Source organism: Aquitalea sp. ASV11, assembly GCF_016429185.1.
Taxonomy (GTDB): domain Bacteria; phylum Pseudomonadota; class Gammaproteobacteria; order Burkholderiales; family Chromobacteriaceae; genus Aquitalea; species Aquitalea pelogenes.
The window spans coordinates 30,466-56,256 of sequence record NZ_JAELUD010000001.1 but is presented as its reverse complement, the minus strand read 5'-3'; the positions used below and the strand labels follow the sequence as shown (position 1 = coordinate 56,256).

Annotated in this window: 24 protein-coding genes; 7 read left to right on the top strand and 17 right to left on the bottom strand. The window is 60.9% G+C overall.

The features are described 5' to 3' along the window. Both JHD62_RS00250 and JHD62_RS00245 read right to left on the bottom strand, forming a co-directional pair. The gene (locus JHD62_RS00250; RefSeq protein WP_199101293.1) at nt 1-381 is read right to left on the bottom strand and encodes an MAPEG family protein; all 381 of its coding nucleotides are present in this window, start codon (nt 379-381) and stop codon (nt 1-3) included. A gap of 45 nt (nt 382-426) precedes the next feature. Beyond that, nucleotides 427-1,098 (bottom strand): energy-coupling factor ABC transporter permease, encoded by a 672-nt coding sequence (locus JHD62_RS00245; protein ID WP_199101292.1) that lies wholly within the window; start codon nt 1,096-1,098, stop codon nt 427-429. Nucleotides 1,099-1,206: 108 nt separating this feature from the next. Here JHD62_RS00245 and nadC point away from each other — a divergent pair, with 108 nt between their 5' ends. Together nadC and JHD62_RS00235 are read left to right on the top strand one after the other, a co-directional pair. Then, nucleotides 1,207-2,049 carry a carboxylating nicotinate-nucleotide diphosphorylase gene (gene nadC, locus JHD62_RS00240; protein WP_045847068.1) on the top strand — a complete coding sequence of 281 codons (843 nt, stop codon included), beginning with the start codon at nt 1,207-1,209 and terminating at the stop codon, nt 2,047-2,049. A gap of 124 nt (nt 2,050-2,173) precedes the next feature. Next, the gene (locus JHD62_RS00235; RefSeq protein ID WP_199101291.1) at nt 2,174-4,042 is read left to right on the top strand and encodes a diguanylate cyclase; all 1,869 of its coding nucleotides are present in this window, start codon (nt 2,174-2,176) and stop codon (nt 4,040-4,042) included. A 21-nt stretch (nt 4,043-4,063) separates the two neighbouring features. Here the strand turns inward: JHD62_RS00235 and JHD62_RS00230 are convergent, their stop codons facing one another. The 8 genes from JHD62_RS00230 to JHD62_RS00195 all read right to left on the bottom strand — a co-directional run bounded on the left by JHD62_RS00230 (nt 4,064) and on the right by JHD62_RS00195 (nt 12,783). Further along, the gene (locus tag JHD62_RS00230; RefSeq protein ID WP_199101290.1) at nt 4,064-4,687 is read right to left on the bottom strand and encodes a CoA pyrophosphatase; all 624 of its coding nucleotides are present in this window, start codon (nt 4,685-4,687) and stop codon (nt 4,064-4,066) included. Between the two features lie 5 nt (nt 4,688-4,692). Next, nucleotides 4,693-5,337: a trimeric intracellular cation channel family protein gene (locus JHD62_RS00225; protein WP_045847067.1), complete on the bottom strand. Its 645-nt coding sequence runs from the start codon at nt 5,335-5,337 to the stop codon at nt 4,693-4,695. Nucleotides 5,338-5,427: 90 nt separating this feature from the next. Next, nucleotides 5,428-6,684, bottom strand: coding sequence for a transcription termination factor Rho (gene rho / locus JHD62_RS00220; protein WP_110313219.1), 1,257 nt, complete (start codon nt 6,682-6,684; stop codon nt 5,428-5,430). 121 nt (nt 6,685-6,805) lie between these two features. Continuing rightward, nucleotides 6,806-7,132: a thioredoxin TrxA gene (trxA, locus tag JHD62_RS00215; RefSeq protein WP_045847065.1), complete on the bottom strand. Its 327-nt coding sequence runs from the start codon at nt 7,130-7,132 to the stop codon at nt 6,806-6,808. Nucleotides 7,133-7,336: 204 nt separating this feature from the next. Next, nucleotides 7,337-8,914, bottom strand: coding sequence for an ABC transporter ATP-binding protein (locus JHD62_RS00210; protein WP_199101289.1), 1,578 nt, complete (start codon nt 8,912-8,914; stop codon nt 7,337-7,339). A 1-nt stretch (nt 8,915) separates the two neighbouring features. After that, nucleotides 8,916-9,947, bottom strand: coding sequence for an ABC transporter permease (locus JHD62_RS00205; RefSeq protein ID WP_045847063.1), 1,032 nt, complete (start codon nt 9,945-9,947; stop codon nt 8,916-8,918). Further along, the gene (locus JHD62_RS00200) at nt 9,944-10,993 is read right to left on the bottom strand and encodes a microcin C ABC transporter permease YejB (protein WP_199101288.1); all 1,050 of its coding nucleotides are present in this window, start codon (nt 10,991-10,993) and stop codon (nt 9,944-9,946) included. The genes JHD62_RS00205 and JHD62_RS00200 overlap by 4 nt, the downstream gene beginning before the upstream one ends. 2 nt (nt 10,994-10,995) lie before the next feature. Continuing rightward, the gene (locus JHD62_RS00195) at nt 10,996-12,783 is read right to left on the bottom strand and encodes an extracellular solute-binding protein (RefSeq protein WP_199101287.1); all 1,788 of its coding nucleotides are present in this window, start codon (nt 12,781-12,783) and stop codon (nt 10,996-10,998) included. Nucleotides 12,784-13,092: 309 nt separating this feature from the next. On the opposite strand from JHD62_RS00195, the gene fabI reads away from it, so the two are divergent. The 3 genes from fabI (at nt 13,093) to JHD62_RS00180 (ending at nt 15,683) form a co-directional block, all read left to right on the top strand. After that, nucleotides 13,093-13,881, top strand: a complete 789-nt coding sequence (fabI, locus tag JHD62_RS00190; RefSeq protein WP_045847060.1) for an enoyl-ACP reductase FabI — start codon at nt 13,093-13,095, stop codon at nt 13,879-13,881. A 180-nt stretch (nt 13,882-14,061) separates the two neighbouring features. Next, a complete protein-coding gene (locus JHD62_RS00185; RefSeq protein ID WP_199101286.1) occupies nt 14,062-14,889 on the top strand; it encodes a MoaF C-terminal domain-containing protein in 828 nt (275 codons plus the stop codon). A 14-nt stretch (nt 14,890-14,903) separates the two neighbouring features. After that, nucleotides 14,904-15,683 (top strand): SDR family oxidoreductase, encoded by a 780-nt coding sequence (locus JHD62_RS00180; protein WP_199101285.1) that lies wholly within the window; start codon nt 14,904-14,906, stop codon nt 15,681-15,683. 75 nt (nt 15,684-15,758) lie between these two features. On the opposite strand, the gene JHD62_RS00175 is transcribed toward JHD62_RS00180, so the two are convergent. Continuing rightward, the gene (locus JHD62_RS00175; protein ID WP_199101284.1) at nt 15,759-16,550 is read right to left on the bottom strand and encodes an SDR family NAD(P)-dependent oxidoreductase; all 792 of its coding nucleotides are present in this window, start codon (nt 16,548-16,550) and stop codon (nt 15,759-15,761) included. 192 nt (nt 16,551-16,742) lie between these two features. Between JHD62_RS00175 and hpaR the strand changes: the two genes are divergently transcribed. Then, entirely contained in the window at nt 16,743-17,225 is a 483-nt protein-coding gene (gene hpaR, locus JHD62_RS00170) for a homoprotocatechuate degradation operon regulator HpaR (protein ID WP_199101283.1), read from the top strand. A gap of 72 nt (nt 17,226-17,297) precedes the next feature. Here hpaR and JHD62_RS00165 read toward each other — a convergent pair whose 3' ends face one another. From JHD62_RS00165 to JHD62_RS00145, 5 genes are all read right to left on the bottom strand, one after another. Continuing rightward, nucleotides 17,298-17,888, bottom strand: a complete 591-nt coding sequence (locus JHD62_RS00165; RefSeq protein WP_199101282.1) for a DUF3156 family protein — start codon at nt 17,886-17,888, stop codon at nt 17,298-17,300. After that, on the bottom strand, nt 17,869-19,380 hold the full coding sequence (locus tag JHD62_RS00160; protein ID WP_199101281.1) for an APC family permease: 1,512 nt from the start codon (nt 19,378-19,380) through the stop codon (nt 17,869-17,871). Before JHD62_RS00160 ends, JHD62_RS00165 begins: the two co-directional genes overlap by 20 nt. A 144-nt stretch (nt 19,381-19,524) precedes the next feature. Then, on the bottom strand, nt 19,525-20,229 hold the full coding sequence (locus JHD62_RS00155) for a LuxR C-terminal-related transcriptional regulator (protein WP_199101280.1): 705 nt from the start codon (nt 20,227-20,229) through the stop codon (nt 19,525-19,527). Nucleotides 20,230-20,289: 60 nt separating this feature from the next. Next, complete coding sequence (locus JHD62_RS00150) at nt 20,290-21,621, bottom strand: aspartate aminotransferase family protein (RefSeq protein ID WP_199101279.1); 1,332 nt, start codon at nt 21,619-21,621, stop codon at nt 20,290-20,292. Between the two features lie 143 nt (nt 21,622-21,764). Continuing rightward, nucleotides 21,765-23,264: an aldehyde dehydrogenase family protein gene (locus JHD62_RS00145; RefSeq protein WP_199101278.1), complete on the bottom strand. Its 1,500-nt coding sequence runs from the start codon at nt 23,262-23,264 to the stop codon at nt 21,765-21,767. Between the two features lie 547 nt (nt 23,265-23,811). On the opposite strand from JHD62_RS00145, the gene JHD62_RS00140 reads away from it, so the two are divergent. Further along, a complete protein-coding gene (locus tag JHD62_RS00140) occupies nt 23,812-24,762 on the top strand; it encodes a helix-turn-helix domain-containing protein (protein ID WP_052694064.1) in 951 nt (316 codons plus the stop codon). A 24-nt stretch (nt 24,763-24,786) separates the two neighbouring features. Here the strand turns inward: JHD62_RS00140 and hpaA are convergent, their stop codons facing one another. Then, nucleotides 24,787-25,677 (bottom strand): 4-hydroxyphenylacetate catabolism regulatory protein HpaA, encoded by an 891-nt coding sequence (gene hpaA, locus JHD62_RS00135; protein WP_199101277.1) that lies wholly within the window; start codon nt 25,675-25,677, stop codon nt 24,787-24,789. Nucleotides 25,678-25,791: the final 114 nt, after the last annotated feature.

Genomic DNA, 25,791 nt, shown 5'->3' with positions numbered 1-25,791 from the left:
TCAGAACAGCCCGGCAGCGCTGACAAACAGCAGCACCACCACAGCATAACCACCCAGCCAGCACAGCGAGCGCAGCGTGGCCTTGTCGCTGAGGTAACACAAGCCATGGCCCAGGCGCAGCAGCACGTATACCACGGCCAGCAAGTCCAGCCGGGCAGCTGGCACCTTCATCATCCAGGCCAGCAACATGGCTGAGGCATAGCAGGGAAAAGCTTCCCAGGCATTTTGTTGCGCCCAGTTGGCACGCTGGCGCCAGCCAGTGGCCGCTGCCAGCACCACCCGCGGCTGATGGTTGTCATAGGGTGCCCCGGCCTTGGCCAGCGCCGTCCACAACAAAGGCAAAAAAGAAGCCAGCAAGATACTCCACAGTGCAAACGGCATGACAACTCCTTGTAACAGGACAACATTGCAGGCATTACGCTGACATCACCAGCGCGAACCTGAACCCAGATAAGCGGCATCATCAAAAGTGCTGACCCAGTGCGGGCGGTACACCACCAGCACGGCCATGGCCAAGCCACTGGTAAAGGCCTCGGACCAGGACAGCAGAAAATAAAACGGCAAGGCTTCTTCCAGCAGGTAATCCCAGGGATAGACAGCATGGCCCCCCAGCAGCAGCATGCTGGCCAATGCACTGCAAAACAGGCTGAGTCCACCAGCAATAAAAGCATTGATGAACACATAGACAAACAACTGGGCCGGCAGCTTGCGGCGCGCCAGTTGCAACAGCCCCGCCGTCACCGCAACCGGCACCGCCGCGCCACACAGCCAGTCCAGCCCCAGCGCCAGCCAGTCGCCATGCCCGCCCGCTGCCAGCGCCAGCAATAATACGGCCAAGCCCAGCATGGCCAGCCAGGGGCCCATCAGCAAGGTCAGCACGGTCGCTCCCAGCATGTGGAAGGACAAGCCCGGCTTGAGCCCGCCACGCATCAGCCACAGACCCAGCAATACCACTACCGCGCCCAGCCAGGCATTGCTGGCACGGGCATCCAGCATATGCCAGCGTACGCGTGTGGCGGCAAAGCCCAACAGCAGGCCTGCGACGGCCATGGCGGCATAAAGCAGCCAGGTGGGAAACAGTACAGCAGGCAAATCCATGAATTCTCCAGCCTGACAGTGTGCTGCGCATGATACCACCACCACGATAAGCACCACAGTCAGGCCACGGCTGGGTACAATAACGCTTTTTTACGCCTGAGTTCCGTCATGAGCAAACAGCCAGCCAACCATCTTATTGCCCAACAAGTCAGCATAGCGCTGGCCGAGGATATTGGTCAGGCCGACTGGACCGCCCAGCTGATTGACCGGACCGCGGAAAGCAGCGCCACCGTGTTGCTGCGTGAAGATGCCGTGATTTGCGGCAAGGCCTGGTTCGAGGAATGCTTTCGCCAGGTAGACGAGCGTTGCAGTGTACTGTGGCAGGTACGCGAAGGCCGCAAGGTGGCGGCCGGTACCGTACTGTGCGAAATCAGCGGCCCGGCACGCGCGCTGCTTACCGCTGAACGTTCCGCACTGAATTTCCTGCAAACCCTGTCTGCCGTTGCCACCCAGACCCGCCGTTATGTGGATGTGGTGGCCGGCACCCGCGCCCGCATCCTGGACACCCGCAAGACCTTGCCTGGCCTGCGCCTGGCGCAGAAGTACGCGGTAACCGTGGGCGGAGGCGACAATCAGCGCATCGGTTTGTACGACGGCATCCTGATCAAGGAAAACCACATCATGGCGGCCGGTGGCATTGCCCAGGCACTGGAACAGGCCTTCCGCATCATTCCGCCCGGCGTTTCCTTGCAGATTGAAGTGGAAAACCTGGACGAGCTGCAACAGGCGCTGGACGCTGGTGCCAAGCTTGTCCTGCTGGACAATATGTCGCTGGATGACATGCGTCGCGCGGTGGAATTGAGCGCGGGCAAGGCCTTGCTGGAAGCCTCCGGCGGTGTGGACATGGACACCGTGCGTGCCATTGCCGAAACCGGTGTCGACCGCATTTCCATCGGCAAGCTGACCAAGGACATCCAGGCCATCGACCTGTCCATGCGCTTCGCCGTCTAGTCCGGCAGCAAGGGACAATGCACGGACCGCAGTCCGACATTGTCCTTTTGTCGTTTTAAGGGATATACCACATAAGACAGCCTGCCGCTTGCAGGCTCCATTTCATTACAGGGGAACCGCACACTTGCGCACGCTCTTCCACAACAAGGGCAGACTAGCCAAATGGCTGGCTGCCATCTTTCTGCTCAGCACCCTGCTGGTGGTCGTTCTCGACCTGGCAGGCACGCGGCAGCAAGGGGAAAGCGAAGCGCGCAACCAGGCGGCAGGCTTGTCACAGCTGCTGGAAGAGCGCCTGTCATCCGGCCTGCGCGAAACCAACCTGATCCTGAAAAGCGCCAGCGACAGCAATCTGGTGCAGATGCTGCTGAACAAACACATGCTAAGCCAGGACCAGCAGCAACGCATCGACCTGCTGCTGCAGGGCAAGCTGCGCCAGATGCCGCAACTCAAGCAGATCGACATCCTGGATAGCGCCTGTTACGTGCTGTACTCCACGCAGCACAACAATGCCGCCTCACAGCTGAAAACCGACTATTGCCGCTGGTATCACCGCAATGGCAATCAGGATGGCAACTTTACCTCCACCCGGCAGGACCACGGCCAGGATGGCATTGTGCTGGTGCAAAAGCTGCTGAACCAGGACGATGAGGCGGTGGGCATGGTGGTGGGCATTCTGGACCGCCACTTCTTCCAGACCGAAGTTGCCAAACTGCCGGTAGGCCGCTTTGGCGAAATCCTGGTGCTGGACCAGCGCCAGGTGCTGCAAGCCAGCTGGCCAGCGCAGAACGCGCATTCCGAGCAGCCGCTGAACGAACTGCAAAGCACCGATGTACTGGAACGCCACGACAATTACCTGCAGTTCCGTGCCAGTTCGATTCTGGATCAGGAAGTCCGCCTGTACAGCTCGCGCCTGATGGAAGGCTTCCCTTTCCGCGTGGTGGTAGGCATCGCCGAGCGGGACTTCACCCGCGCTTACCATGACAAGGCAACACTGGCGATTCTGGCCTGGCTGTTCACCGCCGCGCTGACCCTGATCACACTACGCAGCCATCTGGCCAGCATCCGGCAGAACCGCTTATTGTCAGCCAGTGCCGCCCGCATCCGCGAAAGCGAGGAACTGGCAAGGCTCACGCTGGATACCGCACCGGTGGCCCTGATTCTGGTCGCGACACAAACCATGCGCATCCTGCGTGCCAATGCCCCGGCCCGCGACATGCTGCAGATTCTCCCTGCCCCGCTGCGTCATGATGGCCAGCCCGCGCTGCTGGATCTGCCCTTGCATCTGGAGCCAGTCAATGAATGGCTGCGCAACGGGGAAGCGGTAGCCAACCGGGAAACCGAGCTGCAACGCGAAGACCAAAGCAGTTTCTGGGCGATTGTGTCGGTGGAACTGATGCCACATCAGCAGATTCCGGCCGCGTTGATTGCCTTGTATGACATTTCCCAGCGCAAGGCACTGGAAAACGAGCTGGAAGAAAAGAACCGCCTGCTCAATGAAATGGCCATCACCGACCCGCTCACCCGACTGTGCAACCGCCGTCATGCCGACCAGACCTTGCGGGAAGAGCTGCAACGTTGCGAACGCTACAGCCAGCCGATGTCAGTGGCGGTATTCGATATCGACCATTTCAAGCAGTTCAATGACCGCTTTGGCCATCAGGCCGGTGACAATGTGCTGCTGGCGGTGGCGAATGCGCTGATCGACTGCACGCGCAGCATGGACGTGTGTGCCCGCATTGGTGGCGAAGAATTCCTGGTGATTTTCCCCTGCACCCGCTTGCGCGATGCAGAAAAAGTGATGGCGCGGGTGCAGCAGGTATTGGCCGGCACGGTATTCCCGTTCACCGATGAAAAAGTCACCTTCAGTGGCGGCATTACCGACTGGCGACCGGGAGACAGCCCGTCGGGCATGCTCAGCCGTGCCGACAAGCTGCTGTACGAGGCCAAGATGGCCGGTCGCGACCTGATGCTCAGCGACGGCAACCCGGAATGACCGATTGCCGGGTCAGCACCATCAGCGCTGGCTGGCTTCACCGTGCTGGCCCAGTGCCTGCGCCAGCAGGCGCAGCATGGCGGCGGTAGCGCCCCAGATGGTGTAATGCTGCCACTGCATGGCCAGATACTGTCCACGCACACCGTCACGTTCGTAACTGTGCCGCTCGTACTGACGCCCATCCAGCGCCAGCGCCAGTGGTACCTCGAACACCTCCGCCACTTCACCCGGCTCCGGTCGCAACTGCAAGGGCGGTTGCAGCATGGCAACCACAGGCGTCACGACAAAATCGGTAATGGTGACGTACTGCGGCAGCGTACCCAGCACTGTCACGCCATCGGCCGCCAGGCCAATTTCCTCATGTGCTTCACGCAAGGCAGCGGCAATCACCGAATTGTCGGTGGCATCCACTTTTCCGCCCGGAAAGCTCACCTGTCCGGCATGGGTGGACAGCGACTCCGTCCGCCGCGTGAGCAACACGGTAGGACCGCTGTCATGCCACACCAGCGGCACCAGTACCGCCGCCGGACGCTGTTTCGCCCCGGCCACACGCCAGGGAATGTCCCCGGCACGTCCATCAAACTCGAACCCTGCCAGACGCTGGCGTATCCAGGCCTGGGCCTCCACCATTTCAGCCGGCCACATGGCTGTCATCCTTGTTTTGATTGCGGGCCAATCTTGGGCAGGGCCAGCTCGCTCCAGTGTGCAAACAGGCGAATGGCCAGGCCAAGCACAAACAGCAACTGCAACATCCAGCTGGTGACCCAGGTCAACTGGTCCAGCACAAACAAACCACCAGCTACCAGTATGGACACCGTGCCGTAAAAATCCTTGTGCAGGATGAAGGGAATGTCATTCACCATCATGTCACGCACCACTCCGCCACCCACTGCGGTAATGAAACCCAGCAACACCACGCCAAAGGCGTTCAGGTCGTACATCAGTCCCACCTGGGCACCGGTAATGCTGAAGGCAACCAGGCCGAGCGAATCGGCAATGATGAACAGGCGGTCCAGCGTGCGGCTTTGCCGCCTGTGCAGGCGCAGCAAGACCGACAGCAACAGGGTAGCGGCGATGATGGCCAGGCTGCTGTAATTGAAGAACACCAGCGGCACCCTTGCCACCAGTACATCACGCAAAATGCCGCCACCGATGGCGGTAAGCAGGGCCACCACCACGATGCCCAACAAATCCAGCTGCTTGCGCACGCCGATCAGATAACCGGAAAAGGCAAAAGCAACGGTGCCGATGGCGGAGAACAACTCCATCTGGAAAAAACGGCTACTGAATTCCATCTGCAAGCAATACCATAAAAAACGCCAGACCTGCTCAGGTCCGGCGTCGGGTTCATTCATCATTTCCCAGGCGGGAAAACCGCGTCAGGCTTAACGACGCATGGAATCGAAGAAGGCCAGATTGGACTTGGTGGCCTTGATCTTGTCCTGCAGGAATTCCATCGCCTCGATGTCATCCATCGGGTACAGCAGCTTGCGCAGTACCCAGATGCGTTGCAACTGGTCTTGCGGCACCAGCAGCTCTTCGCGACGGGTACCGGAGCGATTGATGTTCAGTGCCGGGAATATGCGTTTTTCCGCCATGCGACGATCCAGATGGATTTCGCAGTTGCCGGTACCCTTGAATTCTTCGTAGATCACATCGTCCATGCGGCTGCCGGTATCGATCAGCGCGGTGGCGATGATGGTCAGGCTGCCGCCCTCTTCCACATTACGCGCGGCACCGAAGAAGCGCTTGGGGCGCTGCAGGGCGTTGGCATCCACACCACCGGTCAGCACCTTGCCCGAAGCCGGTACCACGGTGTTGTAGGCACGCGCCAGACGGGTGATGGAGTCCAGCAGAATGACGACATCCTTCTTGTGCTCGACCAGACGCTTGGCTTTTTCAATCACCATTTCAGCCACTTGCACGTGGCGGGTGGCCGGCTCGTCGAAGGTGGAGGATACAACCTCGCCCTTCACCGAACGCTGCATTTCGGTCACTTCTTCCGGACGCTCGTCGATCAGCAGCACAATCATCACCGCTTCCGGGTGGTTGGTGGTGATGGCGTGCGCGATGTGTTGCAGCATGACCGTTTTACCGGACTTGGGCGGCGCCACCAACAAGGCACGCTGACCTTTGCCAATGGGGGCAATCAGATCGATGATGCGGCTGGTGATGTTTTCCTCGCTACGGATGTCGCGCTCGAGCTTGAACTGCTCGGTCGGGAACAGCGGCGTGAGGTTTTCAAACAGGATCTTGTGCTTGGAGTTCTCCGGCGGCTCGCCGTTGACCTTGTCCACCTTCACCAGTGCAAAATAGCGCTCGCCGTCCTTGGGGGTACGGATTTCGCCTTCGATCGAGTCACCGGTATGCAGATTGAAACGGCGGATCTGCGACGGGCTGACGTAGATGTCATCCGGGCCGGCCAGATACGAGGTATCCGGGCTGCGCAAGAATCCGAAGCCGTCCGGCAGCACTTCCAGTGTGCCCTCGCCGAAGATGCTTTCGCCTTTTTTGGCCTGGTTTTTCAGAAGCGCAAAGATGAGGTCTTGTTTGCGCAGGCGGTTCGCGCCCTCGATCTCGTTGGAAATAGCCATTTCCACGAGCTGGGATACATGAAGGTGTTTGAGGTCAGATAAATGCATAGCGGCCGTTGGTCGACTCGTAAAGATTGAGCAGAACGCTGTTTGTGAGGTGTGGGTGCAGACAAGAGACAGGCGACTGATGTGCCGCCTGTTTGAAGAAATTCAGCTGAGGATAGACGCTTTAGATGTGACTGTCAATGAAGGCGGCCAGCTGGCTCTTGGCCAGTGCACCAACCTTGGTGGCGGCAACCTGGCCGTCCTTGAAGATCATCAGGGTCGGGATGCCGCGGATGCCGAATTTCGGCGGGGTCAGTTCGTTCTGGTCGATGTTCAGCTTGGCCACTTTCAGGCGACCGGCGTATTCCTTGGCCACTTCGTCCAGGATGGGGGCGATCATCTTGCAAGGACCGCACCATTCAGCCCAGTAGTCGACCAGAACCGGCACATCGGCCTTCAGGACGTCTTGTTCAAAGGAGTCGTCGGTTACGTGCAGGATAAGATCGCTCATGGCTTCCTCTAGTATTCGGGGTGGTTTGCAGTATCGATAGCCGTTGATGGTAACAATTGACTGAGCGTGGAGCAACCGCCGTCTGGTGGCGGCAGCGGCAGAATCCGCCCACTGTCGCCCGGCCGGGCGCAGCGTGCGGCACATCAGGAAATGCATGCAAGAATTCGGCTGGTCAACTGACAATGGGAGCGAACCCCGCCATTTTCAAGTCGTCGGCAAGGCTGCCGCCAGCAATTGGCGGGTATAGGGCTGCTCGGGGCTGGCAAATACCCGGGCGGTCGGCCCCTGCTCCACCACCTTGCCCGCCTGCAACACCAGCACCTGATGGGCGATGGCACGGATGACCGCCAGGTCGTGACTGATGAACAGATAGCTCAGGCCGTACTTGCGCTGCAGGCTGCGCAACAGTTGCAGCACCTGCTTTTGCAAGGTGGCATCCAGTGCGCTGGTGGGTTCGTCCAGCAGGATCAGTCGCGGTTTGAGGATCAGCGCGCGGGCAATGGCAATGCGCTGGCGCTGGCCGCCGGAAAATTCGTGCGGATAGCGTTCCATCATTTCGTGATGCAGGCCAACCTCGGACAGGGTGGCCACCACCTGCTGGCGAATCTGCGCGGCACTTAAGCCCGGCTGATGCAAGGCCAGGCCCTCGGCCACAATCTGCCCCACCGTCATGCGTGGCGACAGCGAGGAAAACGGGTCCTGGAACACCACCTGGAAATCCTTGCGGGCACGGCGCAGTTTGCCGCCATGCAAGGCATGCAATGCCAGATCATCCAGCCGGATTTCCCCCTCGCAGGGCAGCAGGCGCAGCAGGGCAAGGCCCAACGATGTCTTGCCGGAGCCGGACTCACCGACGATGCCCAGTGTCTGCCCCGGCGGTACCTGCAGCGAAACATCCTGCAATACGACGCGATTACGCTTGCGCAACCAGCCACCGGCCACCGGATAGCTCACCTTGATGGCGCTGGCTTGCAGCCGGGGCCGGGTATCAGCTGCGGGCGCGGCATCGTCCTCCAGCTTGTCGGGGCGGCTGGCCAGCAGCTCGGCGGTGTAAGGATGGGCCGGATGGCTGAACACCTGCGCCACCTTGCCGCTTTCCACCACCAGCCCGCCACGCATCACGATGACCTTGTCGGCAAAGCGCCGAACCAGATTGAGGTCGTGGGTGATGAACAGCACCGCCATGCCCATCTCCTGCTGCAATTCATCCAGCAATTGCAGGATTTGCGCCTGCACCGTCACATCCAGCGCGGTGGTGGGTTCATCGGCAATCAGTAACCTGGGCTGGCAAGCCAGCGCCATGGCAATCATCGCGCGCTGACGCTGACCGCCGGACAGCTGGAAGGGGTAGCTGTCGATCTTATCCACCGCATCGGCAATGCCGGTACGCAGCAACAGGCGAATGGCCTCGGCCCGCGCTTCACGGGCATTCAGTCCCAGATGCAGGGTCAGGGTTTCGCCAATTTGCCGGCCAATGGTGAACAGCGGGTTGAGCGCATGCATGGGTTCCTGAAAAATCATGGCGATGTCGCGGCCACGGATCTGCCGCAGGCGCTTCTCGCCCACGCCCAGCAGTTCTTCTCCGGCCAGGCGGATGGAGCCTGCAAGCCGCACATCAGGGTTCAGCTGCAACAGTGCCTGGGCGGTGACGGTCTTGCCGGAGCCGGATTCGCCCACCAGCGCCACTTTTTCGCCAGCGGCCACACTGAAACCGACCGAGGACAATACTTGCTGCCGGCCAAAGTGGGCATTGAGCGCGGCAACTGTCAACAGGGTTTCCATCTCAGCCTTTCCGGGTATCCAGCGCGGCACGCAGGCCTTCGCCTATGAAAATCAGCAATAAGAGGGTGACGGTCAGCACCACAAAGGTAGGCAGCGCAATCCACCAGGCATCCAGATTATCCTTGCCCTGTGCCAGCAGCTCGCCCAGGCTGGGCGTGGACGATGGCACGCCAAGGCCGAGAAAATCCAGGCTGGTGAGCGCCAGAATCGCCCCGCTCACCCGGAATGGCAGGAAGGCCAGCACCGGTGTAAGGCTGTTGGGCAGCACGTGCCGCCACATGATCTGCCAGCTGTTCAGCCCGCTGGCACGCGCGGCCAGCACGTAGTCCATCTGCCGGTTGCGCAGGAATTCTGCCCGCACGTAATCGGCCAGGCCCATCCAGCCAAACAGCGTGAGCAACAGCAACAGCAACCACAGACTGGGGTTGAACAAGGACGCCAGGATGATCAGCAAATACAGCTCGGGCAAGCTGCCCCAGATTTCCAGCACACGCTGCAGCAGCAGGTCGAACTTGCCACCGAAAAAGCCTTGCAGCGCGCCAAACAATACCCCCAGCAGGGTGCCGGACACGGTAAGCGCCAGCGCAAACAGCACCGACACCCTGAAACCGTAGATCAGCCGTGCCAGCACATCACGCCCGCGGTCATCCGTACCCAGCACATTGTCGTTGGACGGTGCGGCCGGATTGGGATTGTCGGCAAAGTAATTCACCGTGTTGTAGCTGTAGGGGTTGGGCGCATAAATGGCGAAATTGCCCGGCCGGGCAAACTGGTCCTGGATGAAGGGGTCCAGATAATCGGTAGCGGTATCGAAATCGCCACCAAAGGCGGTTTCCTGATAATCGAACAGCACCGGGAAATACAGCTGATCGTGATAACGCACCACCAGCGGCCGGTCGTTGGACAGCAGCTCCGCCCCCAGCGACAGGACAAAAAACAGCAAGAACAGCCACAGGCTGTAAAAGCCGCGCTTGTGCTGGCAAAAGCGCCGCCAGGCACGCTGGGTCGGTGTCAGGCTGGGTGCGTGGCTCATCGCTCCCCTCCGTCAAAACTGACCCGCGGGTCCACCAGCACGTAGCTGAGGTCGGACAGCAGCTTGGCCACCAGCCCCAGCAGGGTGAACACATACAGGCTGCCCATCACCACCGGGTAATCGCGCCGCATCACGGACTCGTAGGACAGCAGACCCAGTCCGTCCAGGGAAAACAGGGTTTCAATCAGCAGGCTGCCAGTGAAAAAAGCCCCGATGAAAGCGGCCGGGAAGCCGGTAATCAGCGGAATCAGCGCATTGCGGAACACATGGCGGTACAGGATGGCCCGCTCGGACAAGCCCTTGGCGCGGGCGGTGTACACATACTGACGGCGGATTTCCTCCAGAAACACATTCTTGGTGAGCATGGTCATCACCGCCAGATTCCCCACCACCGAGGCCGTCACCGGCAACACGATGTGCCACAGATAATCCAGCACCTTGTCGATAAGGCTCAGGCTGCCCCAGTTGTCGCTCACCAGCCCGCGCAGCGGAAACAGCTGCCAGAAGCTGCCACCGCCAAACAGTACCAGCAGGGCCACCCCCAGCACGAAGCCCGGAATGGCATAACCCAGCAAAATTACCGTGCTGCTGGCCAGATCGAACAGGCTGCCGTCACGCACCGCCTTGGCAATGCCCAGCGGAATGCACAGCAGATAGGTGATGAAGAAGGTCCACAGGCCGATGCTCATCGACACCGGCAGCTTGGACAGAATCAGCTGCGCCACCGACTGGTGATGGAAAAAACTCTCGCCCAGATCGAAACGGGCAAAACCGGCCAGCATGTGGCCGAAACGCTGCAAGGGCGGCTGATCAAAGCCATACAGCTTTTGCAGTGCCTGCAACTCTTCCGGCTGCAAGCCGCCACGGCTCTTGAACACGCCGCTGGTGGCCGTGGTTTCGCCGGCCACGCCACCATGGCTCAGTTGCTGCACCATCTGCTCTACCGGACCGCCCGGCACAAACTGGATGATGGCAAAGGTGAGCGCCAGCACGCCAACCAGCGTGGGAATCATCAGCAACAGCCGTTTCAGGATATAGCGCCACATGCTTATTTTTTCTCCCACCAGGTTTCGATGGCCCAGGTGATGGGGCTGTAATACAGCGGCAGCCTGGCCGGTTGGCCAAAGCGGTTCCACCAGGCCATGCGGTGATACGGCAGATTCCAGTTGGGCACCAGGTAATAGCCGGCACGCAGCACGCGGTCCAGTGCATGGCTGGCGGCAAGCAGCTGCTGCCGGCTGGCAAAGTGCTGGAATTGCGGCAGCAAGGCCTCCACTGCCGGGTCGCACAGCCCGGCCCAGTTTTGCGAGCCGGGTGTCTGTGCCGCCTGGCAGCTGTGGAAGTCCAGCTGTTCGTTGCCCGGGCTGTTGCTGGCGCCGTACACCACCACCGTCATGTCGTAGTCAAAATCATTCAGCCGCCGCTGGTAGATGGCCGGGTCCACCACCCGCACGGTCAGGGTGATGCCCAGCTTGGCCAGGTTCTGCTGCCAGCCGCTGGCCACCCGGTCGTATACCTTGGAATAGGTCAGAAATTCGATGCGCAGCGGGCGGCCCATGTGATCCACCAGCTTGCCGCCCTCATAGCGCCAGCCTGCCTCGAACAGCAACTGACGCGCCTCGCGCAGATTGCGGCGGATGCCATAACGTCCGTCAGTGAAGGGAGGTTCCACCGGCAGGCCGAATACCACCGGGTCCAGCTTTTCGCGCAGCGGCTCCAGCAGCTTCAGCTCATCCGGCCCCGGCAGGCCGCTGGCAGCCAGTTCGCTATTGGTGAAAAAGCTGTTGCTGCGGCGGTACTGGCCATAAAACAGGTTGCGATTGGCCCATTCGAAGTCAAAGGCCAGACTGATGGCCTGGCGCAGGCGTTTGTCGGCAAACTGTGGCCGCCGCAGATTGAAGACAAAGCCCTGCATGCCGGCAGAGCGCTGATGCGGCAGCACTTTCTTGACGATGCGGCCATCGTCGAACTTGGGGCCGATATAGCCACGCGCCCACTGCTTGGCCATGTTTTCGGCCGAAACATCAAACTCGCCGGCCTTGAAGGCTTCCAGCCGGACGGTTTCGTCCTGGTAATAGCGGTAGCCGACTTCGTCAAAATTGAACATGCCGCGCCGTACCGGCAAATTGGCCGCCCAATAGTGCGGATTGCGCTGAAAACGGATGTTCTTGCCCAGTTGGTATTGGCTCAGTACATAGGGGCCGGAACCGACGGGCGGCACCAGCACCATGTCGGCCAGCGTCTTGCCGGCAGGAATCCACTGCCGGGAAAACACCGGCAGCTGGCACAGAATCATGTGCAGTTCGGAATTCTTGCGCTTGAAATCAAAACGCACCGTATTGGCATCCAGCGCCAGTGCTTGCTTCACATCCGCCCAGTACAGCCGGTACTGCGGCGTGGCGGCCGGGTCGCGGGTGAGGGTATTGAAGGAAGCCACCACATCGGCGGCCTGCACCGGCTGGCCGTTGGCAAAACGCGCCTGTGCATTCAGATGAAAACGCACGGACAGCTTGTCGGCTGCCAGCTGCATGTCGTCAGCCAGCAAACCGTAGCAAGTGTACGGTTCGTCCTCGCTGTTCACCCCCAGGGTATCCAGCGTCAGGGCTTCTATCCCATCGGCCTTGTCGCCCTTGAGCGAGAAGGGGTTGAGCGTGTCAAAACTGCCTTGTGCCGGCAAAACCAGCCGCCCGCCCTTGGGCGCAGACGGATTGACGTAGTCAAAATGTGTAAAGCCTGCCGCATATTTCGGCACATAGCCCAGCGCCTGAGACGGCGCAGCCATGCTGCTGCACGCCCACAGCAGCAGCATCACCCCCAAGCAATGTAAGTGTTTCATCTTGTTGTACGGCTTACGAATTGATCATGACTAGCTTATCATTGTGGCTTTTATCCCTGTCCGGACAGGCCGGTGCCGTGCATCAGCTGCCGCAGTGACAGGATTTTAAGATTCATCGTGGCTAGAATAGCCTGTTTCAGCATGGTGACGGAATGCAGTCTGATTCCGATTTACCGCTTGTTACCACGATATAAACCTTTTTCCGAGCACCTGCCCGTGTCATGAAGGCAGGCTGTAGGACAATCCCCACGACAGCGTAGCGCAGGCTTGGGTATAATGCCCCCCTGTTTCTACCAAGAAGGACTCCAAATGGGCTTTCTGCAAGGCAAAAAAATTCTGATTACCGGCATGATTTCCAACCGCTCCATCGCTTACGGCATCGCTCAAGCCTGCCACCGCGAAGGCGCCGAGCTGGCATTCACCTATGTGGTGGACAAGCTGGAAGATCGTGTACGTGAAATGGCCAAGGATTTTGGCAGCGAACTGGTGTTCCGCTGCGATGTACAAAGCGATGATGAAATCAACCAGCTGTTTGTTGACCTGGGCAAACAGTGGGATGGCCTGGATGGCTTGGTACACGCCATTGCCTTCGCCCCGCGCGAATCGCTGGAAGGCGACTTCCTGGACGCACTGAGCCGTGAAGCATTCCAGACTGCTCACGATGTGTCGTCCTACAGCTTCCCGGCACTGGCCAAGGCTGCCCGCCCGATGATGCAAGGCCGTAACGGCGCCCTGCTGACCCTGTCCTACCTGGGCGCGGTACGTGCCATCCCCAACTACAATGTGATGGGTCTGGCCAAGGCCAGCCTGGAAGCATCGGTACGCTTCATGGCTGCCAGCCTGGGCAAGGACGGCATCCGGGTGAACGGTCTGTCCGCCGGTCCGATCAAGACCCTGGCTGCTGCCGGCATTTCCGGCTTCTCCAAGCTGCTGTCCATTGCTGCCGGCCAATCCTGTCTGCGCCGCAATGTGACCACCGAAGAAGTGGGCAACACCGCTGCCTTCCTGCTGTCGGACCTGTCCTCCGGCATCACCGGCGAAATCACCTATGTGGACGCCGGCTTCAGCATCAACTCGATGAACGTGCCGGACGCCTGATTCCGCGGCTTTCATCGCACATTTCCTCAGGTTTGGTTTACTGACGGGATAAGCATTACAGGGCGCTCTCCTGCCGGGACAGCGCCCTGTTTGCATGCATGGCTCCACCATTCGGTGGATGGTCGCCTGCCCAAGCCCATTGCACACTGCGCCCACACCCAACACCATCAGGAGCGCAGCATGAGCAATCAACCCGTTTTCATTCCGGTCGGCGATCTGGCTGACGGTTTTGCCCCCGACAGCCACATCCTGCCTTTCAGCCCGCTGCTGCAGGGCCGTCAGTTGCAACTGCATTTTGCCGATGGCAGCGGTGCCCGCTTGCAAGTGAATGCCGCAGACTGCCAGCTGACGGCATTGGCCGACGGAGAGGCAGCAGGATTCAGCGGCCAGGGCCGCTACCGCGCCAGCAGCCTGCGCCCCGATATCGTGTTGCTGGATTTCCTGCCGGAAGGGCAGCACGGGCATTCACTCAGCCTGGTACTGGATCTGGCACATGGCCTGTTCACTGCCGTGGCCGGGGTGCTGCCGCAGGCGGAAGATGTCGCCCGTTCGGCCTTCAGCCGGGTATTGGCCGGTGAGGCACTGACCGCCGTGGACTGCCGCTTTTCCCATGGCTGCATCGACCAGCCGGTGACAGCACACAGCACGCTGCACCACAGCACCGACGAGTTGATCGGCCTGCGCAACCAGTACCGCTACAGCCCCACCGAATGCTACGAACACATCTATCTGAATAGCCACTTCTATACCTGGCAGTGCCTGCAAGGGGTGGAGCAAGGCCTGGCCGATGTGGACCGCTGTCATTACTTCAAGCTGGCAGAGCAGCTTTATCTGTTTGTGTGGCGGGAAAAGATTGTCCCCACGCTGGGCGTGGTGCTGATCGACCTGCAACAGCTGAAAACCGATGGCAAGATCTTCGGCTACCAGGGCAACGACTTTAGCGCGCTGTCCAACTTCCCGGTGGGTGCCATCACGCAGATTCTCAACCACACCAGCCACGCACTGTAAGCCGGAGCACAGCCATGCTGAACTTCGATTTTGCCGGCAAAGTGGTCTTGGTGACCGGAGGCGCACAAGGCATAGGTGCCGCCATCAGCCAGCTGTTTGCCCGCCACGCGGCTACCGTGGTGGTGGCGGATATGCAGGGAGAAACGGCCCAGTCCATGTCCGCCAGCTTGCGGGCGCAGGGCTTGAAGGCCAGCGCCTGCCAGTGCGATCTGGCCGAGCCGGAACAGGCCACCACACTGGTGGCGCAGGTGCTGGCAGAATATGGCCGGCTGGATGTGCTGATCCACAACGCGGCCTATTTCCCGCTCACTGCGTTTGCCGACATCACCCCGCCCCTGCTGCAACGGACTCTGGCGGTGAATCTGCAGGCGCTGTTCTGGCTGAGTCAGGCCGCCCTGCCCGCCATGCGCGCGCAAGGTGGCGGGCGCATGCTGGTGACTTCCTCGGTAACCGGCCCGCGGGTTGCCTATCCGGGGCTGGCACACTATGCCGCTTCCAAGGCAGGGGTCAATGGCTTCATCCGCGCTGCCGCGCTGGAACTGGCGGCCGATGGCATCACCGTCAACGGCGTGGAACCGGGCATGATCCGCACCCCGGCCATGGATAATCTGGGCGATGACAAGCTGAATGCCGCCATCGCCCGCAACATTCCACTGGGACGACTGGGCGAGCCGGGAGATATTGCCGCCGCCATGCTGTTTCTCGCCTCGGATGCCGCAGCCTACATCACCGGGCAGACCATCATCGTGGACGGCGGTGCCACCTTGCCGGAGAGCACGGCGGCGCAGCACTGAAATGATTGGTAGTGCCGCAAACGACAACACCGCCATGTAGGCGGTGTTGTTCATTGAATCCAATTGAAACCGCGCTCAGGACAGTGCGTTGAAAGCCAGGGTAGGCACATCGACAATGCTGGAGCCGCCATCAGCCACAATGGCCGCGCCAGTGATGATGCTGGCCTGCTCCGACAGCAGGAAGCGACAGATGCTGGCGATTTCCTCCGGTGCGGCAGCCCGGCGCAAGGGAACATCCGCCGTCACCCGGGCATAGGCCTCATCCAGGCTGTCGCCATACTGTTGCATCAACGGCTGCATTTCATCATCCGCCATCGGCGTTTTCACCCAGCCGGGACACACCGCATTCACCCTCACCCCGTGCGGGCCGTAATCACGCGCCAGCGAACGGGTGAGGCCAATCAGCGCATGCTTGGCGGTGGTATAGCCGCACACCTCCGGCCCGGCGGCCAGTGAGGCTATCGAAGCCAGCAACACCATGGCACCCCGGCTGGCCATCAAATCCGGCAGGCATGCCCGTGCGGCAACAAAAGCGGTATCCAGATTGGCACGCATCGCCGCCTGCCACGTGGCATCGTCCGTATCCAGCGCACTGCCCATGCCCAGACCACCGGCACAACACAGCAAGCCGTCAATGGCACCAAAGCGTTGACGGATATGCGCCAGCCAGTCCGGCCAAAGCGTGCTGTCCGCTGCATCGCCCGCCAGTGCCAGCGCACCGTATTGCGCGGCCAGCTGCTGCACGGGCGCGGCACGACGGCCAATCAATACCAGCTGCACGCCGTCGGCTGCCAGCAATGCGGCGCAGGCTGCGCCTATGCCACTGCCGGCACCGGTAATCACCACGGTTTTGGCTTGTGCTGCCATCTGCTTTCCTTCCTGAAATAAGAACGGGAAGCCACAGTGTAGGCAGACCAGCCATCTTCCCCCATCCACCAGATGGAGGAGCCGCGTCTGCATGTGACGCACATTGTTCCGGGCAAATGGCAGATGGCGACTTGGGAAGGGGCGCGCAGAATGTTAAGATATTAATCACATTGATCCGCCATCCTGAATCGCATGCCAACTTCCAGCGCACAACACCAGCACCGTCTGCCGCAGCACTTGCTGCGCGCCCGTGAAGCCGTGATGGCTTACTTTCGTCCCTTGCTCAACAGTGTGGGCCTGACCGAACAGCAATGGCGCATTCTGCGCCTGCTGGATGACCGCGGCGAAATGGAAGCCGGGGTGATTGCCGACCTGGCCTGCATCCTGTCCCCCAGCCTCACCGGCATTCTGGTGCGCATGGAAAAGGCCGGCCTGATTCATCGCAGCCGTGACAAGGTGGATAGCCGCCGCCTGATCGTGTCCTTGTCCAGGGAAGGCCGCCAGCTGACGCGCGAGGTCGCGCCACTGTCCAATGCCTGCTACCGGCAGATAGAAGCGCATTTTGGCGAGGAAAAGCTGGAACTGCTGATCAGACTGCTGAACGAACTGGAACAACTGCCAGCCCCCGTGGCGCTGACCGAAGACAAGCCGCTGCTGACCGAAGCTGACCGCTGAAACCAGCGACTGAAAGCAACAGGCCCCGGTGTAATGCCGGGGCCTGTTGTGTATTGTTTTACCGCGTGAAAATCAGCCCGCGCAGCCCACCACTCGCCGCACCGCCGCCATCACGGCCAGCAGCGCCAGCTTTTGTGTGGTCAACAGGCGGATATAGCGGCGAAAAGGCGGGAAGCTGCCCACCACTTCACTGGCGGCAAAATGCTCGACTTCCAGCCGCCAGCCCTGCTCATCCGCAATCAGTTCACAACGCTTGAAATCCAGCGGCATCAGCGCGGTGTGCAAGTCGCGGTCCTGCTGCAACAAGACCATCAGGCCCGCCAGCTCTGCGCCAGCACCCTCGCGGCGCAGACAGGCAAAACCGCTGCGCTGCCAGTTGCCGCGGTGTTGCAGTTGCAGCCGGGACGGACTGGATGGCGCAGTACCAGGCAGTGCCAGTACAAAGCAGCAGCTGACGGTATGCAGCAGGAACTGGCTTTCCACCCGCTCCTCCACCCGGAAAAACCAGTCCGCAGCAGGCAAGCGGTATGCCGGACAGCCCTCTTCCGCACCGACCACTTCCAGCCCGTTCAGGTCCTGCGCCAGCCTGGCCAGGGTTGCCCCCGGCCGGTAAGCCCGTGGCAGGCGTGGCTGCCACAGCCGCTCAAGCGCCAGAGGCAACACGCTTGAGCTCCTCATCAATCAGCGAAGCATGACCGCCCACCTTGCCGAACTCCTCGGCCAGAATGTCTTCAATGGCCACGGCACGGAAGGGGTTCACCTTCTGGACAAACACGGTCCACACCAGTGCATACAGCGCAGTCAGCCCCAGCATGATGCCAAAAGGCAGATAGATGTCCCGCGGATGCATGCCCGGAGGAGTGATGTACCAGATGGCAAGCAGGATGCCCACCGAGGAGATGATCTGCGGCAGCGGAAACCACGGCGAGCGGTAGGCACGCGGGAAATCCGGCCGGGTGAAGCGCAGACGGACAATGGCCAGATTCACCAGCAGATAAGCCACCCCCCAGGCACACACCGCCGCCAGCACCAGCGGCATGATGCGATCCAGATCCCCCTGGATGATCCAGGCATGGACACAGGGGATGATCACCGCCACCAGAATGCCCACCAGCGGTGTTTTGAAACGCGGGTGCAGATAGGTAAAGGCCTTGGGCAATGCACCATCCACCGCCATGCCATACAGAATGCGCGGCAGCGCGGCAATCAGGGTGTTGATGGTGGCCGCACCGGCAAACAGCAGGCCGATACCCAGCCAGATCTTGCCGAACGGCCCCATCACCTGATCGGCAAACGCCGGAATGGCCATCGGCGTATCCAGCAAATGCGGGCCGGCAGGCGCTTTCGGGTCCATCGCCACATTGGCTACCTGATGCACCATGGCCGCACCGTAGATGGCCATGGTGACGGCAACGCCGGTCAGGCCCAGCTTGGCGGCACGCGGAATGTTACGGTCCGCGTTTTTCAGCTCCGGTGCCAACGGCGTCACCAGTTCGAAACCGACAAACATAAACATGGCCATGCCAATCAGGCTGAGCACGCCGCTGGCATCAGACAGGTCCAGCGGGCTGCCAAACCAGCCTTGCAGCGAAACCGCCGGTGCCTTGATCAGGCCAATGATGCCGAACACGGTGAGCGTGGCCCACATCACGAAGGTGAGCACGATTTCCGCCTTGCCGAAAATGGTAACCCCCAGGGCATTGAGAATGCCGAACAGCACCACCAGCCCCACCCCCACCATCCAGGAAGTACCGCTGTGTTCCATCATGGTGTTGAGGTGTTCAAAGTTCACCAGCGCCATGATGCCGGACAGGATGGTTTCCGCCGTACCGGCAAACACATGCACCAGCAGATACGCGGAAATGGTGCCGGTAATCGCCCAGAAGCGTCCCAACCCGCAGGATATGTAGTCGTAGACGGCACCGGAAGTCGGCATCATCGAGGCCGCCTCGGCAAAGGTGGTGGCTTGCGCCTGCATCATGATGAAGGCAATCAGCATGGCCAGGGCAAACGTGCTACCCGCCATGCCAAAACCGCTAGTGACGGTAAGAATGACCGGACTGGCCATCACCACACCGACCGAACTGGCCAGTGCCACCGGGAAACCAACCACCCCTTGCTGCAGGTGCTGGGTCAGTTTCTTCTCTATTGACATGCTGTTTTCCTCCTGAAGACTCGCTAACCATGGCAGGGAGGCACTGCAGCAGGCTTGCTACCTGTCTGTGGCGCATCAGTACACCTTCCCCATCATGCTGATAACCGGGCGCGCTTGTTTTTATGGCTGTCCCGGACGAAACCGTCACTGCCGCAACTGCTGTTCGGCTTGTTGCCGGACAAACAGCGCATGCGCCAGCGCGGTACGACTACTCACATCAAACTTGCGAAACAGGTGCAATAAATGAGTTTTGACCGTGGCGAGCCCCATGTTCAGCTCGCGGGCAATGGTCTTGTTGCAGGCACCGGTAGACAACAGCATGGCCACTGCCTGCTCACGCTCGGTCAGCACGATGGCGGGGTCCGGGCAAGGCTGGCTCAGCGTGCTGTCCAGCGCCATGTCCAGCAGGCCATGCAAGCCATGCAGCACACGCAGCTCGTCGTCGCCAAAACCGGGCATCCGCCCTTGCCGCAACAGGGAGAAAGCGGCAACCACACGCCCCTGCCGCCGCAGCAGGATTTCCGCCACATCCACCAGCCGGTTGCTGGCCAGAAACGGTGCATAGCGCGATGTGGCACGTAGTTCGTCTGGCAAGGCGCGGCCCAGCGTCACCACATCCAGCGGCTGGCGGGCCAGCCTGGCCGGATGCAACGGGTCGTGCCCCATGTAACGCGCAACATAGCGCTGATGCACCTCTTGCGGCATGTGACGCAAGACAAAATCATGCGGCTGCTGCTGCCGGTCCACCCGGTAAAAAGCAGTGGCGCTGTGCGGCAATACATCCTGCAGTACTTCCAGACAGCGTTGCAACGGCTTTGCCACCGGTGCGTCAGCAAGCAGATGAGTCATGGTGTTGTCCTGGCAATGGTCGGAAGCAGGCGCCTGGCCCGCTCCCTCCCGTCACATGGTTCAGACAGCCTCGAAACCGGCGGCCAGCGCTGCCACGATGGCATCGCATTCAGCCTGGCCGATGACCAGCGGCGGCGACAGGATGATCTTGGTGCCCACCGGGCGCACCAGCACGCCGTTTTCGCGCGCAATCTCGGCAACGCGGTTGGCGTAACCGCCCAGTGGATCGATCGGCTCGCGGGTCTGTTTGTCCTGCACCAGATCCAGCGCAATCATCAGCCCCTTGCCACGCACCTCGCCGACGGAGGCGTATTTGTCGGCAAACGGCTTGAGCTTGGCCAGCAGGTATTCGCCCTGGGCGGCGGCCTGGGCCGGCAGGTTCTCCTCGCGCACGATCTTGAGGTTGGCAATGGCTGCCGCGCAGGCTACCGGGTGACCGGCATAGGTGTAGCCGTGCATGATGACGCCGCCGAAATCCTGGTTCTTGGCAAAGGCATCGGCCACGCGCTGGTTCACCACGGTGGCACCCAGCGGTACATAGCCGGAGGAAATGCCCTTGGCCAGGCACATGATGTCCGGCTTCACGCCCCACAGGCGGCTGCCGAACATGGAGCCGGAACGGCCAAAGCCGGTGACGATTTCATCGGCAATCAGCAGCACGCCGTACTTGTCGCACACGGCGCGGATCAGCGGCCAGTAGCTGGCGGGCGGTACGATGACGCCACCGGCCCCCTGGATGGGTTCGGCAATGAAGGCGGCCACGGTGTCCGGGCTCTGGAACAGGATTTCCCGCTCCAGCATCTGCGCACAGATTTGCGCCAGCTCTTCCGGATCTTCGGTAAACGGGTTGCGGTACAGCCACGGTGTTTCCACATGGAAGCAGCCTGGCAACAGCGGCTCGTAGCTGCGACGGAACACGGTATTGCCATTGACCGAAGCGCCGCCGAAATGCACGCCATGGTAACCCTGCTTGAGCGAGATGAACTTGGTACGGTCCGGCTGACCGCTGACACGCCAGTACTGACGGGCCAGCTTGAGCGCGGTTTCCACCGCGTCAGACCCGCCGGAACTGAAGCTGACCCGCGCCATATCTTCCTGCTTCAGCATGTCGATGAGGGTGGCGGACAATTCTTCGGCACGCGGGTGCGAGATGCCGTCAAACAGCTGGAAGTATTCCAGCTCGTCCAATTGCTCCACGATGGCCTGCTTGATTTCCGGACGGTTGTGGCCAACGTTGACGTTCCACAAACCGGCCACGCCATCCACCAGCTTGCGGCCCTGATCGTCGAATACATGACAGCCATCACCACGTACGATGCGGATGGGCTGGCGCTGCTTCATTTCATTGGGGTGCAGCATGGGGTGCCAGAAACGGGACTTGTCGTAAGACATGGGTTACTCCTTTGCAGACATATGTGCGGCCGATGGCGGCCAACAAAACCTGAGGTGGCTTTCCGCTTCGCCTTACACCCTGCCGGCCATCACATGGCGGACAAGCAGGCAGGAATGCACGGGACCGGAATTTTTCTTGCCGCTCAGTGCGCGATGCAGACCGACTTGGTCTCGGTAAAGTTTTCCACCGCACCGCGACCAAACTCGCGGCCGATGCCGGATTGCTTGAAGCCGCCAAACGGCAGGCTGGGGTCGAGCGGGATATGGCTGTTGACCCACACCGTACCGGCGTCGATGCGCGGCACCAGGTTCATGGCGGCGGACAGGTCGTTGGTCCACAAGCTGGCGGCCAGGCCATAGCGCGAGTCGTTGGCCATGGCGATGGCCTCGTCGGGATGGTCGAAGGGCAGCGCCACCAGCACCGGGCCGAATGCTTCCTCGCGCACGATGGTGCTGTGCTGGGCGGCGTTGACAATGATGGTGGGTTTGACGAAATAGCCGGGCAAATCAGCCGCGCCGCCGCCGGCCAGAATGCTGGCGCCTTCGCTGCGAGCGGTGTCGATCAGCCGGCACACCGACTGTTGCTGACGGGCGGACACCAGCGGGTTGACCTGGGCGTTCAGGTCCATGCCGCAACCCAGCGTCATGCTGTTGGCGGCAGCGGCCAGGCCTTCGACAATCTGGTTGAACTTGCTGCGCTGGATATACAGGCGGGAAGCGGCGGCACAGACCTGGCCTTGATTGAGAAAGCCTCCCATCAGCGCGCCCTGGATGGCCTTGTCCACATCCACATCACCCAGCATGATCATCGGGTTCTTGCCGCCCAGCTCCAGCGAAAAGCGGGTCATATTGTCGATGGCGGTATGGCCGATGGTCTTGCCGATTTCGGTAGAACCGGTAAACGACACCTTGCTCACCAGCGGGTGACCGGCCAGCGCCTGCCCGGCACGGGAGCCACGGCCAGTCAGCACATTCACCACGCCGGGCGGAATGCCGGCTTCCAGTGCCAGCTCACCCAGACGCAGCGCGGTGAGCGGAGTTTCGGTGGAAGGCTTGAGAACGACCGTACAACCGGCGGCCAGGGCTGGCACCATCTTCCAGATGGCAATCATCAAGGGGAAATTCCACGGCACGATGCCGGCCACCACCCCCACAGGCTGGCGGCGGGTGTAGGCGGTGTAACGGGTGCCGGGCGGCACCGGAATCGACACATCCATGGTTTCGCCACCCAGCTTGGTGGCCCAGCCGGCCATGTAGCGGACAAACTCGATGGACGCGCCCACTTCGATGGCACGCGAGATATGGATGGACTTGCCCTGGTTCAGTGTTTCCAGCTGGGCCAGCTCTTCGGCATGCGCTTCCAGTACATCGGCCAGCTTCAGCAGAATGCGCTCGCGATCGGCCGGGCGCAGGCCGGACCACACCCCGGCGCTGAACGCACGGTGTGCGCTTTCCACCACCGCATCCACATCCTGCTCGTTGCCATCGGCGACGCTGGCAATCACCTGGCCGGTAGCCGGATTACGTACCTCGCTGCGTTGGCCGGACTTGGCGGCCACCATCTTGCCGTCCAGCAGCAAGCCATGCTCGCGCAGCAGGAAGGCATTCACCGACTCCAGTACATCCACCCGATTGTGATCCATTTTCTCTCCACTCCTTGCAGGGCGGCCTTGCCCGCAGGCAGGCCACCTGATTTGCCTTGTCGCCACCATTCGCTGACAAGCAGCAACAGCAGCAACGCGATTTGTTGCAGATCAATATACGCGTCAGTTTTTGGCGGGCTTATCCCAAATCGGCAAATCCTGCATGGCCTGCCCGGCTGGGCAGCCAGACACAAAACCGGTGCTTCCCGGACTGCTTTGTTGCAATGAAGAAACAGCAGCCAACACGGCAGAACCACGGTCTGACAGGGCTGGGAAAGGCCTGGCCAGGCTGGGATGACAGGCAAATAGATAATATATTAAGTATTTTTTGCAGCGCACCGGCAAATGACCCAATATAGTCTGGACTTGGCTTGGCAAGACGGGACGTCCGGTGCAGACATGGCACTGCCTTGCCCAGACAGAAAAGATGGCCCGCAGAGGCCGGGCGATAGCACACGCCATCACACCAGATTGACATCTACAGCGTCAGAAACAGAAGGTGACGGGCCACAGGCTGCCACCGGAGAAATGCATCAGGAGGTCCACCATGCTGGCTGAGGTTCGCCATTTCAATGATGCCCAGTGCCATGCCGCGCACTTGCCCGGCTGGCAACAGGTATACGACCAGATCAGCGGCGGGCGCTTTTACAGCTCGCTGTCCCGCCTGAATACCGGCCATCTGGAAGTGTTCCGCGAAGCTTTCAACCAGCGCGTGGTGCAATATGGCCGCGCGCCAGCCGACATGGTGCACTTTGCCATTCCCATCCACGCCCCGCTGCCCCTCACCCTGCAAGGCCGCGCGGTAGGCTGTCATGCCATTACCGCCCTGCGCAGCAATGAAGAATTCATCATGCATGCGCCTGCCGAAGTGGACTCCATCCAGCTGTCGGTACGCAATGAAGACCTGGCAGCACTGGCACCGGAGTTTTACCAGCAGCTGAACAGCAAACGCCAATGGCAGCCGGTAATCCAGATTCCGCCCGAACAACTGGCCCACACCCGCCACTTGCTGCTGAGCGTGTTTGAAGAAGCGGTGGAAAACCCGGACCTGATGCGCTTTGCCGGCAGCCAGAAGCTGGTGCAACACCAGCTGATCAGCCTGCTGCTGGACCTGCTGCACGGCAGTGTGCCGGAGCGCGCCATCAACCTTACCCATGCCACCCACTGTGACATCGTGCGGCGCAGCCAGGCCATCGTACTGGCCAGCAGCGACGAACCGGTGACCGTGCTGGACCTGTGCCAGCAGCTGCGCATCAGCCGACGCACCCTGCAAAACAGCTTCCAGCTGATTGCCGGCACCACGCCGGTGGATTACCTGCGCTCCATCCGGCTCAATGCGGTGCGGCGCATGCTGCTGTCGCCGGAACATGCCGGGCTTGGCGTGCGCGATGCCGCCGGGCACTGGGGCTTTTACCACCTGGGACATTTTGCCCGCGACTACCGCAAGCTGTTTTGCGAGCTGCCATCGGAAACCCGCCAGCGCAGCCTGCTGCAGTAAGACACGCCAGGCTGCCGGTCTTGCCTACCCTCCATGCTGCTGGCGGTAGGCACTGGGCTTGCTGCCGGTTTCACGCAGGAAGAAGCGGGAAAAATACGCCGGGTCCTTGAAGCCCAGGTGATAGGCAATTTCGTTTACCGACCCGGCGGAATACATCAACAAGCGCTTGGCTTCCTGCAACAGCCGATCATGCACCAGCCGCTTGGACGGCAAATCCGCCATGCGCCGGCAAATATCATTCAGCCGCGACTCGGTCACCCCCATTTCCTCGCCATAACGCCACAGCGGCCAGTGCTCGCGAAAATGCGCTTCGATCAAGGCATTGAAGCGATGGAAAACCTGCAAGTCCTCGCGGCGGCATTGCCGGCTGTGCTCGCCCTGCGCACTCAGGCGCAAGGCCGTCACCAGTACCAGCTGCACCAGGCCGTGCAGCGCGGCCTCGCGCCCCACTGCGTCATGGCCATACTCCTCTGCCAGCAAGGCCAGCAGTTGGGGCAGCTGCTGTGCTGCCGTCCCGTCGGCCAGTTCTACGCAAAACGGCTGCATCAGCCCTGCCTCGCGCTGGGTCAGCGGCAGGGTGTGCAATAACTGGCGTGCCAGCTCCTGCCTTACGGTCAGCACATAGCCGTCGGCATCGGCCTCGGTGATGAAGGCATGCGGCACCGTGGGTGGAGTAAAGAAAAACAGCGGAGCTTGCGCCACGTAGTGCTGATCTTCCAGATAGAGCCGTATCTGCCCGCTGGCCAGATAATGCAACTGGAAAAAGCGGTCGTGCCGGTGCACCGGCATATTGCGGCCAAAAAACTCCGCCAGCTTGCCAAAGGCTTCCACATTGATATCCGACTCGCCATAGCGGCTGTCATACACCTTGCCGATGTCGATATTGGGAATCGGGGTACGGCTTTCCTGCTTCATGGCGACTCCATCCTGTTATGTGCGCAAAATGCCACATGCCGACTCATTTCCACCTTTTGTACAGCAAGCATTTTCCAGCTGCAAGCCACAGCCGGCCCCTGCCCTTTGTATTGA

Excerpts from the sequence above, each read along its gene's own strand:
- JHD62_RS00250 (WP_199101293.1), bottom strand. The coding sequence starts at position 381 with ATGCCGTTTGCACTGTGGAGTATCTTGCTGGCTTCTTTTTTGCCTTTG.
- JHD62_RS00245 (WP_199101292.1), bottom strand. The coding sequence starts at position 1,098 with ATGGATTTGCCTGCTGTACTGTTTCCCACCTGGCTGCTTTATGCCGCC.
- nadC (WP_045847068.1), top strand. The coding sequence starts at position 1,207 with ATGAGCAAACAGCCAGCCAACCATCTTATTGCCCAACAAGTCAGCATA.
- JHD62_RS00230 (WP_199101290.1), bottom strand. The coding sequence starts at position 4,687 with ATGTGGCCGGCTGAAATGGTGGAGGCCCAGGCCTGGATACGCCAGCGT.
- JHD62_RS00225 (WP_045847067.1), bottom strand. The coding sequence starts at position 5,337 with ATGGAATTCAGTAGCCGTTTTTTCCAGATGGAGTTGTTCTCCGCCATC.
- rho (WP_110313219.1), bottom strand. The coding sequence starts at position 6,684 with ATGCATTTATCTGACCTCAAACACCTTCATGTATCCCAGCTCGTGGAA.
- trxA (WP_045847065.1), bottom strand. The coding sequence starts at position 7,132 with ATGAGCGATCTTATCCTGCACGTAACCGACGACTCCTTTGAACAAGAC.
- JHD62_RS00210 (WP_199101289.1), bottom strand. The coding sequence starts at position 8,914 with ATGGAAACCCTGTTGACAGTTGCCGCGCTCAATGCCCACTTTGGCCGG.
- JHD62_RS00205 (WP_045847063.1), bottom strand. The coding sequence starts at position 9,947 with ATGAGCCACGCACCCAGCCTGACACCGACCCAGCGTGCCTGGCGGCGC.
- JHD62_RS00200 (WP_199101288.1), bottom strand. The coding sequence starts at position 10,993 with ATGTGGCGCTATATCCTGAAACGGCTGTTGCTGATGATTCCCACGCTG.
- JHD62_RS00195 (WP_199101287.1), bottom strand. The coding sequence starts at position 12,783 with ATGAAACACTTACATTGCTTGGGGGTGATGCTGCTGCTGTGGGCGTGC.
- fabI (WP_045847060.1), top strand. The coding sequence starts at position 13,093 with ATGGGCTTTCTGCAAGGCAAAAAAATTCTGATTACCGGCATGATTTCC.
- JHD62_RS00185 (WP_199101286.1), top strand. The coding sequence starts at position 14,062 with ATGAGCAATCAACCCGTTTTCATTCCGGTCGGCGATCTGGCTGACGGT.
- JHD62_RS00180 (WP_199101285.1), top strand. The coding sequence starts at position 14,904 with ATGCTGAACTTCGATTTTGCCGGCAAAGTGGTCTTGGTGACCGGAGGC.
- JHD62_RS00175 (WP_199101284.1), bottom strand. The coding sequence starts at position 16,550 with ATGGCAGCACAAGCCAAAACCGTGGTGATTACCGGTGCCGGCAGTGGC.
- hpaR (WP_199101283.1), top strand. The coding sequence starts at position 16,743 with ATGCCAACTTCCAGCGCACAACACCAGCACCGTCTGCCGCAGCACTTG.
- JHD62_RS00160 (WP_199101281.1), bottom strand. The coding sequence starts at position 19,380 with ATGTCAATAGAGAAGAAACTGACCCAGCACCTGCAGCAAGGGGTGGTT.
- JHD62_RS00155 (WP_199101280.1), bottom strand. The coding sequence starts at position 20,229 with ATGACTCATCTGCTTGCTGACGCACCGGTGGCAAAGCCGTTGCAACGC.
- JHD62_RS00150 (WP_199101279.1), bottom strand. The coding sequence starts at position 21,621 with ATGTCTTACGACAAGTCCCGTTTCTGGCACCCCATGCTGCACCCCAAT.
- JHD62_RS00145 (WP_199101278.1), bottom strand. The coding sequence starts at position 23,264 with ATGGATCACAATCGGGTGGATGTACTGGAGTCGGTGAATGCCTTCCTG.
- JHD62_RS00140 (WP_052694064.1), top strand. The coding sequence starts at position 23,812 with ATGCTGGCTGAGGTTCGCCATTTCAATGATGCCCAGTGCCATGCCGCG.
- hpaA (WP_199101277.1), bottom strand. The coding sequence starts at position 25,677 with ATGAAGCAGGAAAGCCGTACCCCGATTCCCAATATCGACATCGGCAAG.